General features: G+C 35.3%; 17 protein-coding genes and 1 rRNA gene. 2 read left to right on the top strand and 16 right to left on the bottom strand.

Translation table 11 applies throughout. The features are described from left to right. Together VCM44_RS10040 and VCM44_RS10035 are read left to right on the top strand one after the other, a co-directional pair. Complete coding sequence (locus VCM44_RS10040) at positions 1 to 630, top strand: flavin reductase family protein (protein WP_334678717.1); 630 nt, start codon at positions 1 to 3, stop codon at positions 628 to 630. A 131-nt stretch (positions 631 to 761) separates the two neighbouring features. Next, a complete protein-coding gene (locus tag VCM44_RS10035; RefSeq protein WP_115362236.1) occupies positions 762 to 1412 on the top strand; it encodes a hypothetical protein in 651 nt (216 codons plus the stop codon). Positions 1413 to 1446: 34 nt separating this feature from the next. On the opposite strand, the gene VCM44_RS10030 is transcribed toward VCM44_RS10035, so the two are convergent. From VCM44_RS10030 to rrf, 16 genes are all read right to left on the bottom strand, one after another. Continuing rightward, complete coding sequence (locus VCM44_RS10030; protein ID WP_115362238.1) at positions 1447 to 2193, bottom strand: hypothetical protein; 747 nt, start codon at positions 2191 to 2193, stop codon at positions 1447 to 1449. 94 nt (positions 2194 to 2287) lie between these two features. Then, on the bottom strand, positions 2288 to 3568 hold the full coding sequence (gene tig, locus VCM44_RS10025; RefSeq protein WP_120404085.1) for a trigger factor: 1281 nt from the start codon (positions 3566 to 3568) through the stop codon (positions 2288 to 2290). Between the two features lie 111 nt (positions 3569 to 3679). Further along, complete coding sequence (truA, locus tag VCM44_RS10020) at positions 3680 to 4444, bottom strand: tRNA pseudouridine(38-40) synthase TruA (protein ID WP_120404084.1); 765 nt, start codon at positions 4442 to 4444, stop codon at positions 3680 to 3682. Continuing rightward, positions 4431 to 5402 carry a hypothetical protein gene (locus VCM44_RS10015; RefSeq protein ID WP_120404083.1) on the bottom strand — a complete coding sequence of 324 codons (972 nt, stop codon included), beginning with the start codon at positions 5400 to 5402 and terminating at the stop codon, positions 4431 to 4433. Before VCM44_RS10015 ends, truA begins: the two co-directional genes overlap by 14 nt. Then, the gene (gene pssA, locus VCM44_RS10010) at positions 5383 to 6144 is read right to left on the bottom strand and encodes a CDP-diacylglycerol--serine O-phosphatidyltransferase (RefSeq protein ID WP_334678716.1); all 762 of its coding nucleotides are present in this window, start codon (positions 6142 to 6144) and stop codon (positions 5383 to 5385) included. The genes VCM44_RS10015 and pssA overlap by 20 nt, the downstream gene beginning before the upstream one ends. Continuing rightward, a complete protein-coding gene (locus VCM44_RS10005; protein WP_334678715.1) occupies positions 6137 to 6733 on the bottom strand; it encodes a hypothetical protein in 597 nt (198 codons plus the stop codon). The genes pssA and VCM44_RS10005 overlap by 8 nt, the downstream gene beginning before the upstream one ends. A gap of 36 nt (positions 6734 to 6769) precedes the next feature. Then, on the bottom strand, positions 6770 to 7363 hold the full coding sequence (locus tag VCM44_RS10000) for a hypothetical protein (RefSeq protein ID WP_334678714.1): 594 nt from the start codon (positions 7361 to 7363) through the stop codon (positions 6770 to 6772). Then, positions 7363 to 8913, bottom strand: a complete 1551-nt coding sequence (gene rseP, locus VCM44_RS09995; protein WP_115362252.1) for an RIP metalloprotease RseP — start codon at positions 8911 to 8913, stop codon at positions 7363 to 7365. The genes VCM44_RS10000 and rseP overlap by 1 nt, the downstream gene beginning before the upstream one ends. 8 nt (positions 8914 to 8921) lie before the next feature. Next, on the bottom strand, positions 8922 to 9740 hold the full coding sequence (locus tag VCM44_RS09990) for a phosphatidate cytidylyltransferase (RefSeq protein WP_115362254.1): 819 nt from the start codon (positions 9738 to 9740) through the stop codon (positions 8922 to 8924). 12 nt (positions 9741 to 9752) lie between these two features. Beyond that, entirely contained in the window at positions 9753 to 10505 is a 753-nt protein-coding gene (gene uppS / locus VCM44_RS09985; protein WP_115362256.1) for a polyprenyl diphosphate synthase, read from the bottom strand. Between the two features lie 7 nt (positions 10506 to 10512). Beyond that, entirely contained in the window at positions 10513 to 11070 is a 558-nt protein-coding gene (gene frr / locus VCM44_RS09980) for a ribosome recycling factor (protein ID WP_115362258.1), read from the bottom strand. Positions 11071 to 11080: 10 nt separating this feature from the next. Beyond that, positions 11081 to 11788, bottom strand: coding sequence for a UMP kinase (pyrH, locus tag VCM44_RS09975; RefSeq protein ID WP_115362260.1), 708 nt, complete (start codon positions 11786 to 11788; stop codon positions 11081 to 11083). A gap of 67 nt (positions 11789 to 11855) precedes the next feature. Further along, positions 11856 to 12740, bottom strand: coding sequence for a translation elongation factor Ts (gene tsf, locus VCM44_RS09970; protein ID WP_115362262.1), 885 nt, complete (start codon positions 12738 to 12740; stop codon positions 11856 to 11858). A 26-nt stretch (positions 12741 to 12766) separates the two neighbouring features. Further along, the gene (rpsB, locus tag VCM44_RS09965) at positions 12767 to 13549 is read right to left on the bottom strand and encodes a 30S ribosomal protein S2 (protein ID WP_115362264.1); all 783 of its coding nucleotides are present in this window, start codon (positions 13547 to 13549) and stop codon (positions 12767 to 12769) included. 186 nt (positions 13550 to 13735) lie between these two features. Beyond that, entirely contained in the window at positions 13736 to 16168 is a 2433-nt protein-coding gene (locus VCM44_RS09960; RefSeq protein ID WP_334678713.1) for a DNA translocase FtsK, read from the bottom strand. Between the two features lie 119 nt (positions 16169 to 16287). Further along, positions 16288 to 16386: ribosomal RNA gene (gene rrf / locus VCM44_RS09955) — 5S ribosomal RNA — on the bottom strand; the annotation flags it as partial.

The following is a 16386-nucleotide window of genomic DNA, read 5'->3' as shown; positions in this document are numbered from 1 at the left end:
ATGGCAACTTTTGATACAACAAAACAAGAATTTAAAGATAACTATAAACTACTAATTGGATCAGTCGTTCCAAGGCCAATTGCTGTGGTTTCAACTGTAAATGAAGATGGAACAAGTAATATTGCACCATTCTCTTTCTTCACAGTTGTTAGTGCAAACCCAATGATTATTGGCTTTACTCCAATGATTCGCTCAAGCGATGGAGAGCAAAAAGACACATTAAAAAATATTCTTCGCCAAAAAGAGTTTGTCGTAAACTTTGTTACAAAACATAATTATGAAAAGGTAAATCTTTGCTCAACTGAGCTTCCTCATGGTGAATCAGAATTTGATTTTGCAAAATTAACAGAACTTGATTCAGAAGTTGTCACTCCAAAAAGAATGAAGGAATCGCCAATACATTTTGAATGTAAGTTTAGAGACTCTCTAAGTTATGGTGATGTCCCGGGAACGGGAACATTTGTTACAGGTGAAGTTGTGAGAGTTCACGTTGAAGATGAGCTTCTTGATGAAGGACGAATTGATCAAGATAAGTATGCTCCAATTGGACGTGGTGCCGGAAATGACTGGATTGTCTGTGATCACAGAGTTCAAATTGAGCGCTTAATGAAGGCACAAATCCAAAAATGACCAATAAATTCAAGCCCTTAGGGGCTTGAATACTTTCTTTACACCCCTAGTAATTTTTCCAATTTCAGCCACTTACCTCCCATTATTAGCTATTCTCTTTATAGAAACACACAATTAGAAAGAGGATAAATATGAAGAACTTACTTATTTTAACAATGCTCCTATCAACATCTGCTCAAGCAGACCTATTTGATAATTTAACAGCAAACTTAAACTTATCACCTTCTCAATCACAAAACTTAAGAAATGGACTATCTTCAATTCTTAATGGAGGTGGAAGTTCACAAGTAAAGATTAAAGAAAACCTAAGCTTTAATAAATGTTTTCAAATGCTTGAAGCCGCAAAGAATAAACAAATTAATAACGATCAAGCACTTGTAAATATTGGTTATTCAACGAGAGCATTTTATTCTGATGTAATTGAAGGTGATTTTCGCCAATTCCATATAGAAGATACTCGTCAATTTGGTATTCAGTTAATGCGTGGGCTCTCTGATACGAGAAGTATCCATATCAATTCATACTCTTCAGTAGAAACTGCTCCACAAAATGATCGTGATTGTTCAAATTATATGGATATTGAAAAAGTATCAAAAGTTAAGATAGATGGAAAAGTATGTCGAAAAGTAGATCTTGTCTTAAATGCAATCGATCCAAATACTCAAAAGAAGTATAAACAGCAAGCATCTAATATTTTCTGCGAAGGTGAAAATAATATTAAGGCCGATTTCACTGGAAAAGACTTTGATGTAATTTATGAAATGAATGAAATTATTGATTAAAAGATAGCCGCTGAAATCAGCGGCTTTTTTATTTTTAAAATGTATAACCTAAGCTTAATCCGTAAGTAAAATCATCAGAGTTATTCTCTTTATATGAAGAATTCAAGAAAGAGTAACCTGACTCTATTTGAACGTAGGCACTATCAAAATCAAGCCTCAATCCTGGTAAAACAAGAATAACCTCAGGTGACTGTTCTCCATCATACTCAACGGTAGCGCCATCTTTTAAAACACCGTCAACTTTATATTCCATAAAAACAGTATTTAAATAAAATAACAAGTCTGGATTAACACGATAGCCAACATTTAAGGAAGCTCCTAATGACTTCGCCTTAAGGTCTGTTGTGTATGATTTCGAATCTGTATTTAGTGTTCCATTCTCATGATAGCCAAAGCCAAACTCTCCTTGGAGAGATACTTTTAGACCACTTGTTGAACGATCACCTCCTATAAATTGGTATTTAACCTTTAATAGATCAGATGTATCAGGGTAGGTTTGAAGTCCAATATCAAGACGAGGCATCAGTCCAACATTCCCTTTAAAAGTTAATAAGGGTTCTGGCCCTGTTACTGATTCCTGTGTAGTCGTTCCACTAATAACAAAGTCATAAGCTTCAGCAAGATCCACGTCGTATCCACTTGCAGCACCTATTGCAACATCAAACTTACCAAGCCCACCAGCTGTTTCCGGACTATCGAGACGAGAAGTTGGGATATTGTAATCGAGTTGAGCACAGCTCATTAATGATAATAAAATAAAGGTAAAAATAATCGATCTCATAAATTCTCCAAAAAAACATATTTAATAATTATATTAGAGATTTGAGATTTTAAAAGAAGGAATAAAAAAGCCCGCTTTGAGCGGGCCTTTTAAATTATTTGATTTTTAGTTCTTCATGAAGTTTTGCAAAAGTTTTTTCTTCACGGATTGCATACATAAGGTTTGCTTTCATGCGCTCATCTCTTGTGTAGAATTCTTTTACTTGATCAGCTGTAAGTCCTGAAAGACCTGCACTTTCTTCAATTTTTGCATCAAAGTCAGCTTCAGTTGATTCAATTTCAAATTTAGTTGCAAGATTCTCAAGAATAAGACCTGACTTAACTTGGAAAAGAGCTTTCTCATCAAGATCACCGGCCCATTTCTCAAAGTATTCACCTAGCATATCTTCTGTGAAACCTTGTTGCTTTAGGTTATTAGCAAGATCGTTCTTTAAGTGTTCTTTTTGTTGAGCAACCATTGTTGAAGGAACATCAAAAGAGTTCTCTTCAATTAGTTTTTCAAGGATTTCTTGATTTAACTTTTCAGCAGCTTGTCTTTCGTTTTGCTTAGTTAGGTTTTCTCTTGTTTTAACTTGGAAATCTTCTACAGATTCAAAACCAAGCTCTTTTGCAACTTCGTCAGTAAACTCTGGAAGTTTTCTTTCTTTAATTTCTAGAAGTTCAACATGAAACTTAACTTTTGCATCTTTAAGTTCTTCTACGTGATACTCAGTTGGGAAAGTAAGTTCAATTGTCTTCTTCTCACCTGCTTTCATACCGATCATTTGATCTTCGAAACCTGGAATAAATTGACCAGAGCCAATCTCTAGAAGGTATTCTTCACCTTTCATATTTTCTGGTTTTTCACCGTCAGCTTTTTCACCTTCAAAGTTCATTACAGCGAAAAGTCCGTTCTCAAGAGCAGTACCTTCTGCAGCTTCAACCATTTCAGCTTTAGGAGCTAAGTAGTTTGTACGTACTTTTTCAATATCTGCATCTGTTACTTCTACTTTATCTTTTGTGAAAGAAAGTTTTGAGTAATCTTTAAGTTCAACAGTTGGGAATACTTCAACGACAGCATCAAAAGAAACTGATTTTCCATCTTTGTAATCCATGTTTTCGAAGTTAGGGTAACCAACTACTTTTAGATCTTCTTTATTGATTGCTTCAAAAAGTTCTTTTTGTACGAAACGATTTAGAGCATCACCTTCAACTTGTGGACGATATAGCTTTTCAACCATAGCGATTGGCGCTTTACCTTTTCTGAAACCTTTAATTGAAACAGACTTTTGCTTCTCTTTAAGAGCTACAGTAATTTGCTCTGAAAGGTCTAGGTTATCAAATGTAAAAGATAATTTCTTAGTACAGTCATTAACTTGTTCTACTTTATAAGTCATGAATAAATCCTCACTACGCTATGCGACATTATTATAATTAAGAATAGCCGAAATTAGCCAGAATAGGCCAAAAAGTCAATGAATATCAGGGTTTTAGGTGTATAAGATTGGTTAATACTGAACATCAAAGAGGTAAAGACCTTGTGGTGGTGCTGTTGGAGCGATCTTATTCTCACTCGGATTGTTAAATTGATTAAGAATATCTCTCTCTTCAATCTTTCCTTCAGCATATGACCAAACTGCTGACACAACTAGTCGAACCATTTGCTTAAGAAATCCACTACCAGAAACCTCAAAGATGTAAACATCTTCACTTAACCCTGGCCCATAATTTATATTTTCTTTAAAGATGTGGCACTTAGTTATCTCTCTGATAGTCGTCTTAACAGGAGTTCCTTTAGTGGAAAATCCCTCAAAGTCATGACTGCCAATAAAGATCTTACATGCCTCATTCATCTTAGTTAGATTAATATCCTTCCCAATAAAAGAGACCGTATCTTTTAAAAATGGATTGGAGATTTTATTTAAACTAAAGATATAACGATAGGTTTTTGATTTTGCATCATACACAGGCTGAAAGTCATCATGGGCCATCTCAACATGGCTTGCTCTAATACTTTCAGGCAATAAGCTATTTAATGCATTTTTTAAATTATCTTCTTCAATCTTCAGAGGCATTTTTACACGGGTAACTTGTTTAACAGCATGCACTCCTGCATCTGTTCGTCCACATCCTACAACCTGAATATCTTGAGATTTAGAAATTTTTTGAACGACTTTTTCAATTTCACCCTGAATGCTTTTTTGATCTATTTGCTTTTGCCAACCGAAGAAGCCGCTACCATTATATGAAAAAGTAATCTTATAAGTATTCAAAGTTAAAACCTATCCCGAAAGAGGTTCCAGTTACTTTAAAATCTTCTCTTTTAAATCCAGATAATTCCATTGTTCTGGCCACTAAACTAATGCTCATATCAGATACATCACTAAACTTTTTCAAGCTTAGGCCAAACTCAGGGAATATATTATAAATAGAAAAATCAAGAGATGCAGATCCATTAAAGCCATATCCAACTTGTCTTATATCTTTTCCGTCTTCACCATCTTCTCTGTCATCTCGATTTTGCCATATTGGAGCGATAGTTGGTCCACCTTGCAGAGTTAAAGAAAAATAGCGACTCGGATTAATCTTTAAACCAAGATTTAAATCGATAGGAAAAATCCATAAGTTGAATGTCGTTTGAGATAAGGCCCCTGTATTAAAGCTTCCTTTTCCCGAATTAAAAGAGACACCAACATTTCCTTGAAAGAATGTTGAAATATAATTTCTTTGGAAATAATGCTTATAACTTGCAAATAAATAACCGGCTTGGACTGAGTCAGCTTCTGCTGAGCTATTATTAAAGGTATTTTCGAATGTTCCCGAATTATCATAATAATCAAACGTATCATATATATAAGAGAAGCCAATCTGCGACTTTGTTGCTTGATAGCTATCTTTTAGAATTTCTTCAGTCGTAAATTCTGCGTATTCATTCTTATGAGATTTAAAAAGAATTGAGTCCTCTTCAGAAGCACTTTCGAGCCACTTCTTATCCTTGGCAGACATTTGAGCACCCTTAAGCTCCTCTTCTGTATACTGTTGAGGAACAGAGCCAAAAATATTAGGTACAGAAGTATTATCAGATGGTTCACTAGAGTCTGAGTTTTCATAAGGAGAATCTTTAGGATCCAACTCTCCTGAAACAGTATGGCCAGATATTTCAGCAAAACCATTAAATGAAAATAATAATCCTATTAATAAAATATAGAGATTAAGATTCGTTTTCTTCATCATTGTCTTCCCAGTCAAATATTTCAACTTTTGTGTCTTTACTGAATATATTATACACCATACATCCAAGCACATAAGCAGAAATGAGCACGAAAATCATCAGTTTCTCGTAAATAAAGACCATAACAAGGATTAGAAGTATTAAAGCTAGAACCTTTCTTCGATTCTTTCTAACATAATCAGAATTCTTAAAAGAATTAAACGGAATATTTGAGATCATTAGTAAGGCATAGAAAACAACATAAGCGGCTGCATAGTAATTTCTATACATTCCAAAGTCGAATTCCAATGTCACCATAATAAAACCAATTATAGCAATGGCCGCTCCAGGAATTGGTAACCCCTGAAAGTAGTTAGAAGGAACTTTATTAATATTAGCATTAAATCTTGCAAGCCTAAGTGCTCCACATAGGAGATAGAGGAAAGAAATAATCATTCCCGCACGACCAAGATCCTGAAAATATTTAAAATAAATAATAAAGGCCGGTGCCATACCAAAAGAGATGACATCACTAATTGAGTCAAACTGCTCACCAAATTCTGATTGAGTCCCTGTTAATCTAGCAATACGTCCATCAACACTATCAAAAATTGCACCCAAGATGAGAATCATACAAGCACCATAATAAAGGCCCTTTGTTGCCATAATGATAGCTGCAAAACCACAACCCATATTTAATGCTGTGAATGTATTTGGTAGAAAAAATGTTAATCGATGTGGTTGTGTATCATATTTATTCATGTGATTCCTCATTGTAGCGTCCAATAATTGTTTCACCACCACGAACTTTTTCATGAAGCTTAACCAGAGATTGAACGTTGTCTAACTCCATTTTAACGGTGGCACCAAAAGGATAAAATCCAAAATCAACTTGTCTTCTTCCTAAATCACCTGGAAGAACAACGAGTTCTGGATTTCTTTTAAATATAGAATTGATAAAGAAAAGACGAATCTTTCTATTGTCTCTATCTTCTATCGTTACTTTATTTCCGTGTTCTTTATTATTAAAAGAGACATTATTAAAGCGGCCTGAAATTGGTAAATAAATACCATATCCACTTAAGAGATTCATTTTTATAGAAATTTCTGTCTTCTGATCATCAATCGTTTTTATCTCTGAGATCTTACCTGAAACGGGTGCGTAAATTGTTCCAGCAGTTGTAACCTGATCCTCTTTGAAGAAAATAAATTTTCGACGAAATAAAAACAGAAAAAGACTAACTAATAAAAGATAGATTAATAAAATATAAAAGCTAAACAAGAGCATTAGAAGAAATGCTATGACAATTATGAAATTAATAGTCGACTTAGATAGATAAAATATTTTCACTCTTATAAAGTACCAATATTATGCTGACATGTCATACTAAGACTTTTTAAATTCAACATGTAGGGGTCTAAAATAATAAGGTCTCTTCCTCATCTTTTCAGAAATAACCTTCTTAAATATGGACTGTGGCCGTGAGATTAGAATATCTCGAGTATCCTTAGCACATTGAGAGCTTAATTCATTTTCCCCATGAGTATATAAGAGGGACTTATCAACACCAGAGGCAAACGCTCCAAAGTCTTCTTCACTTAGAAGTTTTTCCTCGCCACTTGTACGAATATAGTACTCCCTTTTAAAGGCAGGAAAAACCCAATGCCCATCTGTGTCTCCGAGCATTTCAGGGATATCTGAACTATAGAATGAAAATACCGGTAATTTTTCTAATTCAAAGATTTGTGCAAAACCTTCTCCAACTCTCATGCCAGTATAGGAACCGGGCCCCGCAATAGTGACTAGTCCTTTTAGACTAGCTATTTCTATGTTGTGCTTTTCTAATAAAGAGTGAACTTTTGCATGCAGAATTTCTGATGTCTTCTTTGTTTCAACAACTTCACTTTCTATCCATGAGAAGTTCTCATCAAGAAGACCAAAGTGAAGTAAATGTGATGTATCAATAAATAAGTATGCCATTAGAAAAATCTAGTAAAGTCGTTAAACAGTGCTCCAATCATTAATAGAAGAAGTACCGAAAGACCAAATTGTTGAGCGATCTCAAGCTTTCTTCGTGAAAGTGGCCCACCATTTATAGCCTCTAAAATAAGAAAAACAATATGCCCACCATCCAAGACAGGGATAGGAAATAAATTAATAACTCCAAGATTAATTGAGATTAATGCCATTAACTGAAAGAAATACGATATTGATGTATTAAAAGAGTCAGAAGCAACCTTTCCAATTGATAAAGGGCCTCCAATATTCTTTAAAGATACCTCTGCCGTAATTAACTTCTTGAAGCCTTCAAAAGTTTTAACAACTCCATCCCATGTACGATAGAAACTTCTTGGTATTGCAGAAAAGAAATTCATTGGCTCTGTTGTAACATATCTACCAGGAGCATAAATACCATAACTATAAACACCGATTAACTTAACTGTTTCATCACCTTGAGTTTTCACTTCTGGAGTGATCTGAAAATCTTTAAGCTTACCATTTCTAATTACTTTTAAGCTCGCTGCCCCATCAGTATCTTGAATTCGACCTCTAAGTCGATCAAAAGAGTAAACTCTTTCTCCTCCAACATTTGTAATAATGTCACCGGCCAATAAACCGGCTTTGTCTGCAGGAGACTTCATTTGTACACTCTTAATGATTAAGTCCATTGGGTATAAGTCATTAGCGACAAGAGATTCTTTTAAGTCACCACTTACTTCGATCTCTCTTACAACTTTAGCGTTCTTATCAAATATTGGTTTATTAGTTTCACTATCAATACTTTTAACTGGAAATACGTAAACTTTCTGTGTGTTAATTGATAACTCTTCTAAGCTATATTTTGTACTAGGCTTATTGCTATTAGAAATTAAGAAAATATCGCCATTCTTTGATTTTACTATTGGAAGAAGTAAAAACGGAGGATAGTTAACTAGCTCTTGAAAGAACTGTTCGGGCTTCATATCAACTGAAACCTCTTTTGATTCTCCTAAACGATTAACTGTAATCGAATGAATATGGCCATCACTCTCTAACACGATATCACTTGGAGAAGTAATACGATGCTCATTTACTTTATTAACAATATCTCCACTTCTGAAGCCTAGCTTATAAAATTTTGACTCTGTCGTAACATTCCCAATCTTTATCTCAGGAACTTTTTCTCCAGTTAAAAATAATGCAAAGAAAATAAAAAATGCCAAAATAAAGTTTGCTAATGGCCCACCAAAAACAATCCAAAATCTTTGCCACTTTTTCTTATGAATAAATGAATATTTTCTTTCTTCTTCAGGAACACCATCTTTATTAAATGGATCGTCTCCATACATTTTGACATATCCCCCCAGAGGGATTGCAGAAAACGCGTACTCTGTATCACCTTTTTTCCACTTAAATAATTTAGGGCCAAAGCCAATTGAAAAGACTTCAACTCTTACTCCAAAAAGTCTGGCAAATAAGAAGTGTCCCAGCTCGTGAAAAAATACAAGAGGTCCTAAAAATAAAATAAAAATGACGACTTTTTCTAACATGGTATTCCTTATAAAATTTTATCGCTTAATAATAAGGTGTAAAAAGGGATGACAAATAATAGGCTATCAATCCTATCGTAAACTCCACCATGCCCAGGTATTAAATTTGAGCTGTCCTTTACACCAATCTGTCTTTTAAATTTTGACTGAACTAAATCACCAACTTGACTTAAAATCCCCAAAATAAAAAAGATCAGTATATATTTTACCTCAAAATTACCAATTAAATAATACCAGGCCAAAGTTCCTAGGATACCTGAAGTTAAGGCCCCACCAATAAGCCCTTCTATTGTCTTATTAGGACTGACCGCTTTCCACAACTTTGTTCGGCCAAAGTTCTTACCAAAGAACCAGGCCCCAGTATCCATTCCAAAGTTAAAGATAAGTAGAATGATTATAAGGCCTTGCCAATTTTCTCGATGAAGAAGTGAATGTAAGTTCAAAAATGGAATCAAAAAGATAACCATCGACATTATAGAAATACTTTTTAGAAACTTAACAAATCTCATGGAGTCCATTGGTGAAATGAACAAATATCCCATAAGTAAAATGTTCACTAAACATCCCGCCAGAGGGATCAGCTGATTTCCAAAAATCTGTGGATTCAATGTTGCCCAAGACTGAACACCTATTAGAATAAAGAAATTTAAGATAGAAAAAAGGCTTCCAATTTTTAAAGAAAGGAAATTAACACTAAACTCAAAAAGACAGGCGGCACTAACGAGTATGAGTAAAACTTCAATCCCGATAACACCAATTGAATAGGCAATGGCCACAATTCCTATCATCACTATCGCAGATAGGATTCTTTTCTGAGTATTTGTCATTATTAAGTCCGTTTAATTAATTAATCTAAAATTATTTTTCACTTGAGTCTTTGTTGCTGCCAATGACTCTGTTTCTGTTACTTGGCCAAAGCGTCTTTCACGTTTTTCAACTTCCATGATAATTTTTTCAAATTCAGTACAAGTAAAATTTGGCCACATTGTTTCAGTGAAATACAACTCACCATAAGCAATTTGCCATAATAAGAAATTTGAAATTCTCTGATCGCCACCAGTTCTAATCATTAAGTCTACATCACCAAGTTCAGGCGCATGAAGAGCATTTGAAATACTCTCCTCAGTTACCTCAATATCTTCAGCAATTAATTTATTAACAGCACTAATAATTTCAGCTCTCCCACCATAGCCAAACGCAAATGTGAGCTTTAAGCCTGTATTATCTTTTGAATCTCGTTTTAGATCATCGATAATCTTTACTGTATCTTTTGGAAGCTTAGAGATATCACCAATGATATTGAATTTGATATTATTCTTTAAGACTTTATTTCGTTCTTTAATTAAGAACTTTTTTAGAAGTAGAAATAAGGTTCTAATCTCAGAAGGGGGACGTCCCCAGTTTTCTGTTGAAAATGCATAGAGGGTTAAAGCCTTAACCCCCATATCATCTGCTTTTTCAACGATATTACTTACAACAGAACTTCCACGAACATGACCCCAAACACGACGATGGGCGCGGTTCTGTGCCCAACGCCCATTTCCGTCCATTATAATTGCGACATGTTTAAGTTTATTAACTTGAAAGTCCATATTTCTATTAGAGAGTAAGTAGCTCTTTTTCTTTTCCTGCTACGATTTCATCAACTTGTTTTGTAAACTTATCTGTAACAGTTTGAATTTCAGCTTGAAACTTCTTTGAATCATCTTCAGAAATCTCTTTTGCTTTCTCTGCCTTTTTTACCGTTTCGTTTCCATCACGACGGGCATTTCTTATTTGAATCTTGCTATCTTCACCAATCTTTTTGATTTCTTTTACCTGCTCTTTTCTTCTTTCTTCTGTTAGAGCTGGGAATTGAATTCTAATTAGGTTTCCATCGTTTGATGGAGTTAGTCCTAAATTTGCATTGATGATTGATTTTTCAATTTCACTTATAAGTGTTTTATCAAATGGTTGAATTTGAAGTAATCGAGCCTCTGGAGTTGAGATTTGCCCAACCTGATTAACTGGAGTTGGAGCTCCATAATACTCAACCATAACACCATCAAGAACAGATGCTGATGCACGTCCAGTTCTTACTTTTGTCAGTTGATGCTTTAGAGAATCAATTGCTTTTGACATATCTGTTTCAAGGCCAGCTTTAATTTCATTAATCATTTTACACCTCTTATTTAATAACTTTTGTTCCTATTGCTTCACCTCTTACGGCCTTTGCAATATTTCCATTTTCAAACATATTAAATACCACAATTTCCATCTCATTATCCATACAAAGTGAGATAGCGGCAGAATCCATAACTTTGATTCCCTTATTTAATACATCGATATATTTTAATTGATCGAACTTAACTGCGTCATCATATTTCATAGGATCTTTATCATAAATTCCGTCAACTTTTGTTGCTTTAAAGATTACCTGTGCGTCAATTTCATTAGCTCTTAACGCTGCCGCTGTATCAGTTGTAAAATATGGATTACCTGTTCCAGCTGCAAAGATAACAACGCGTTTCTTTTCTAAATGCCTTTCAGCGCGACGTCTGATATATGGCTCACAAATCTCTTGCATATCAATAGCTGACATAACTCTTGTAAACACACCTTTTTGCTCTAACGAGTCTTGCATTGCAAGTGCATTTATAACAGTGGCCAGCATTCCCATATGGTCAGATGAAGTACGATCCATTCCTCTAGTTGCTCCAGCTACACCGCGGTGAATATTTCCTCCACCAACAACGATAGCTACTTCAACACCCATCTCTACAAGATCTTTAACTTCCTCTGAGATTTGATTTAGAACATCGTGTGTAACACCGTAACCAGCTTCCCCTGCTAAAGCTTCACCTGATAGCTTTAATAGAATTCTTTTATATTTCATAAGTCCCCAAAACCTTGCAAAAAAAAAGGGCTTATAAAAGCCCTTTTCTTATATTTAGTAATTATTTTTACTGTTGAGTCATCTTAGCAACTTCGTCTGCTAAGTTATCTTCTTTCTTCTCAATCCCTTCACCAAGGTTGATTTTATGGAAAGCTTTTACAGTAATGTTACCACCAACTTTACCTGCTACATCAGCAACAAGTTTCTTGATAGTGAAGTCTGGGTTCTTGATGAATACTTGCTCAACAAGACAAACTTCTTTAGCAAGTTTTCCAAGTTTACCTTTAACGATCTGATCGATCATGTTCTCAGGCTTCCCTTCTTCTTTAAGTTGTGCACGGTAAACTTCTTCTTCTCTCTTCTTGTATGACTCATCAATGTCATCAGAAGTTAAGAAAGTTGGAGCAGCTGCTGCAACGTGCATTGCGATATCTTTTGCAAGTTCCGCAACTTCTGGAGCATCGGCCTTATCAGTATCTAGATCAACTAGAACACCAATTTTTCCACCGTGGTTATATGAACCAAGAACACCTGTAGTTTCAACTGCAGAGAATCTTCTTAGATCAATCTTCTCACCACATTTCATAGTAAGTTCAGTTGTTTCAGCATTCTTAGCTTCTTTAAGTTCATCAACAGAACCAGGCTTGTTAGCAAGAGTCCATTCAGCAACTGATTTTGCGAAACCTTGGAAGTCGTCACCTTTTGCAACGAAGTCTGTTTCACAGTTAACTTCAAGGATTACACCTTTGTTACCATCAACTACAGATACTACAGTACCTTCAGCAGCAACACGGCTTGCTTTTTTAGCAGCTTTTGCTAGACCTTTAGTTCTTAGGAAATCAACTGCCGCTTCTAGGTCTCCGTTTGTTTCTGTAAGAGCTTTCTTACAGTCCATCATACCTGCACCAGTTTTTTCTCTTAATTCTTTAACAGCGCTTGCCGTAATAGCCATCTTATACCTCGCTAATTATGATTTAATTATTCTTCTTCACCAGCTAAATCAATATCGTTCTCGTACTTAGAAAGAATTTCTTCTTCTAGAGCTTTATCGGCAGCTTTAGTTCCTGCAGCAGCTTTAGTCTTTCCACCACTTGCAGAGATCGCACCAGCGAAGTACTCAGAGAATAGAGTAATTGATTTGATTGCATCATCGTTACCTGGAACAATGTAGTCAACACCTTCTGGGTTACAGTTAGTATCAACGATTGCAACAACAGGAATACCTAGCTTGTTAGCTTCTTTTACTGCAATTCTTTCGTTATTTGGATCAACGATAACAACTGCACCTGGAAGCTTTCTCATATCCTTGATACCACCAAGGTTTTTCTCAAGCTTTTCAACTTCTTTTCCAACTTTGATTCTTTCTTTCTTAGTTAGAAGCTCGAAGTCACCTGTTTCTTTCATCTTTTCAACTTTTCTTAGTTTATCGATTGAAAGATTAATTGTTTTGTAGTTTGTAAGCATCCCACCTAGCCATCTGTTAGTTACGTAGTAAGCTCCACAAGAAGCAGCAGCATTCTTTACTGTTTCAGATGCTTGTCTTTTTGTAGCTACGAAAAGAATTGGCTTACCTTCAGAAGCAGTCTTCTTTAGGAAATCGTGAGCTTTCTTTGCCATTGGAATTGTTTTAGCAAGATCTAAGATGTAGATACCGTTTCTTTCACCAAATACATATGGCTTCATTTTTGGGTTCCACTTGTGTGTTTGGTGACCGAAGTGAGCACCAGCTTTTAATAGATCATTGATGTTTAATTCTGACATTATTACTCCTAAGTTGGTTAATTACACTAACTCGAACCGAACGGACCAACCCTTCGAGCAGCTGTTTATTTCGCGATATTGCGATGGTGCATTTTTAACACGATGACTTCAGGGATTCAATATTTTTTTGTAATATTTTTAAGGATGTATAGGCCTTGAACTAGACTCGCACAAGGCCTTTCGAGATTATAATGATGCCGAATTACCATCGACAAGGACGCGACGCGGCTTAGCCCCTTGAGCAGGACCAACTACACCACGCTTTTCGAGTTCCTCAATAAGATTTGCTGCTCGGTTATAACCAATTCTCAATCTTCTTTGTAACATTGAGGCTGACGCTGAGCGTGATTCCATGACAATTTTTACCGCATCATCATAAAGTGCATCTCCTGAGTTCGATGAAGATGGAGTCGAGATATGAGAACCATATGTATAATCATCTGTTTCAACCTCTCCACCATTCTCAAGAAATTCCATTGCTTTTTCATCAAAGCCTGGCTCAAGTGCTTCTAACTTATTAGTAAGTGCTTCAATTTCATTTTCATCAACATATGAAGAGTGAACACGTTGTGTATTAATTCCGTGTTTATATAGCATATCCCCTTTACCAAGAAGTCTTTCTGCTCCAATTTTATCAAGAATAGTACTTGAGTCCGTACGAGACGAAACCCTAAAGGCAACACGAGTTGGGAAGTTAGACTTGATAACACCAGTAATAACATCAACTGATGGTCTCTGAGTTGCTAATACTAAGTGGATACCGGCAGCACGAGCTTTTGCAGCAATACGTGCAATATTATTTTCAATTTCTTTCCCAGCTTTTGTAAGTACGAGGTCCGCGAACTCATCAACAATAATAACAATATACGGAAGTTCGTAATTTTCAGCTGTCGTATCCTCATAGTGATGATGAATTTTTGCCAGCATCTCCGGTGTCGCACGCTTAAGTTTTTCGTTGAATCCAGAAATATTTCTAACACCAAAGTCTGCAAGAATTGAATAACGTCGATCCATCTCTTGGCAGGCCCACAATAATGAAATTGATGCTGTTTTGGCATCTGTCACAACAGGCATCAATAAGTGAGGTAGCTTCTTATAAAGTGCCATTTCTAGTTGTTTAGGGTCAATCAGAATTAACTTCATTTTCTCAGGTGACTTCTTCACAAGAAGAGAAACGAGTAGAGAGTTAATAAATACTGACTTACCGGCCCCTGTTGCACCAGCAACTAACATGTGTGGACATGTCGCTAAGTCGATAACAAATGAGTCACCAAATGCATTCTTCCCCATTGCAATTGGAAGAGAGTATTTAGAGTCTTGAAATTCTTGAGAACTTAAAACCTCATCTAAATATATGATATCACGAGGATTTCTAGGGACTTCAATACCAACGGTATCCTTACCAGACATCGCAGGAACAACTCTAATTGGGGCTCCATAAAGGGCCAGAGATAAATCATCTGCTAATCCCGTAATTTTTGAAACCTTAACACCTGCACCAGGTCGGTACTCAAAGGTATCAACAACAGGACCTTTTAGTACGTTTACAATTTCACCTTCAATTTTGAATTCTGTAAGCTTTGATTCTAGGAGTGTAATAATTTGTTCAAAGTAAGCTTTATCTGGCTCATTTGAAACCTTATCAACAGTACTTTCTTTTGCAGTATCAACAATATCAAAATATTGATTATCATTTTCACTATCAGCGATTCTATTTAAAGGTGCAGTAACATGGATCTTCTTAACCTGAGGGTCTCTTTGTGGTGATTTCTCTTCGCTAGAAGCCTGTTGCTGCTGAAGATCAACTTGCTCCGCCTTTTGACTTTCATCTGCACTATCCTGCTTATTAGTATTTGCAGTTAAAGTAGGCTTGATAATAGCATCTTCAATATCCTCATCTTTTGAATCATCTGATACATCATCGTCTTTTTTAGACTTTAAAATAGATGGAGTTTTAATTTTATTTAAAGAATCAAATAAGCCACTTTTTTCTTTTTTCTCTTTTTTAGAGTCATCTTTGAGAATATTATCCATTCTCCTTTTTAGACTATTATCGTGCTCAATCTGAGCAATCGATTCTTTTTTAGCTAAGGGAGCAAGAAGAACCTGCTTAGCTTTCACTGTTTTGGCCGGTACAGACTTAGCAAAATAGAATGTTTTTACAATAGAATCCTTAAATCCAGTTCTAAAAGTCCCAAATAAAAAGGCAATAAAAGCTGCTGCTGTATAGATAGATAACCAAAGTGTTGTGAATCCATTTTTAAATGCGTATTGAAGACCAAAACCTAAACTATCTTGGAAAAATAAGAATGAAAGACTTCCAGAAACAAATACTAATGGAAAAAAGTTCAATACATCGACTAAATACTCTCGCTTATCATAAATGAAAGTATGACAAATAGAAAAAATGAAGAAAGGTATTAAAATCCATGGCCCACTAAAGTAAGAAGCTAACTTTACCAATGAAAAAAAATAATAACTTAATATATTGCCTGAGTTTTCTGAAGTAATTGTAAAGTAATTATCAGGTAGATCATTTCCGAAATAGAAAGATGTAAATGAAAATAACGTAAGAACAAATAGTATAAGTAGTTGAGTTTTAAGGATATTTTTCTTCATATTAATATTGTATATGAAATGTTGCTAAAGGCAAAAGAAAAGGCTTATAGATAGGATTTAAAAGATTTTTAACCCCTAAAACAAAAAAAGCCAGATCATTGATCTGGCTTTTTATATAGAAGGTGCATCTTCCTAGTCTCACACCAAGTTACCCTGGCACTACCTTTGGCGCTAGCGGGCTTAACTGCTGAGTTCGGGATGGTATCAGGTGTTTCCCC

The sequence above is a fragment of the Halobacteriovorax sp. DPLXC-1 genome (genome assembly GCF_036903125.1).
Classification (GTDB): domain Bacteria; phylum Bdellovibrionota; class Bacteriovoracia; order Bacteriovoracales; family Bacteriovoracaceae; genus Halobacteriovorax_A; species Halobacteriovorax_A vibrionivorans.
Note: the sequence above shows the minus strand (reverse complement) of the source record. Positions and strands in the feature narration are given on the sequence as shown.

What these genes read in the sequence shown, in the direction of transcription:
- tsf (WP_115362262.1), bottom strand. Translation starts at nt 12,740, where the DNA reads ATGGCTATTACGGCAAGCGCTGTTAAAGAATTAAGAGAAAAAACTGGT.
- pssA (WP_334678716.1), bottom strand. Translation starts at nt 6,144, where the DNA reads ATGAATAAATATGATACACAACCACATCGATTAACATTTTTTCTACCA.
- tig (WP_120404085.1), bottom strand. Translation starts at nt 3,568, where the DNA reads ATGACTTATAAAGTAGAACAAGTTAATGACTGTACTAAGAAATTATCT.
- frr (WP_115362258.1), bottom strand. Translation starts at nt 11,070, where the DNA reads ATGATTAATGAAATTAAAGCTGGCCTTGAAACAGATATGTCAAAAGCA.
- VCM44_RS10040 (WP_334678717.1), top strand. Translation starts at nt 1, where the DNA reads ATGGCAACTTTTGATACAACAAAACAAGAATTTAAAGATAACTATAAA.
- VCM44_RS10015 (WP_120404083.1), bottom strand. Translation starts at nt 5,402, where the DNA reads ATGAAGAAAACGAATCTTAATCTCTATATTTTATTAATAGGATTATTA.
- pyrH (WP_115362260.1), bottom strand. Translation starts at nt 11,788, where the DNA reads ATGAAATATAAAAGAATTCTATTAAAGCTATCAGGTGAAGCTTTAGCA.
- rpsB (WP_115362264.1), bottom strand. Translation starts at nt 13,549, where the DNA reads ATGTCAGAATTAAACATCAATGATCTATTAAAAGCTGGTGCTCACTTC.
- VCM44_RS10030 (WP_115362238.1), bottom strand. Translation starts at nt 2,193, where the DNA reads ATGAGATCGATTATTTTTACCTTTATTTTATTATCATTAATGAGCTGT.
- VCM44_RS10035 (WP_115362236.1), top strand. Translation starts at nt 762, where the DNA reads ATGAAGAACTTACTTATTTTAACAATGCTCCTATCAACATCTGCTCAA.
- rseP (WP_115362252.1), bottom strand. Translation starts at nt 8,913, where the DNA reads ATGTTAGAAAAAGTCGTCATTTTTATTTTATTTTTAGGACCTCTTGTA.
- VCM44_RS09990 (WP_115362254.1), bottom strand. Translation starts at nt 9,740, where the DNA reads ATGACAAATACTCAGAAAAGAATCCTATCTGCGATAGTGATGATAGGA.
- VCM44_RS09960 (WP_334678713.1), bottom strand. Translation starts at nt 16,168, where the DNA reads ATGAAGAAAAATATCCTTAAAACTCAACTACTTATACTATTTGTTCTT.
- uppS (WP_115362256.1), bottom strand. Translation starts at nt 10,505, where the DNA reads ATGGACTTTCAAGTTAATAAACTTAAACATGTCGCAATTATAATGGAC.
- VCM44_RS10000 (WP_334678714.1), bottom strand. Translation starts at nt 7,363, where the DNA reads ATGGCATACTTATTTATTGATACATCACATTTACTTCACTTTGGTCTT.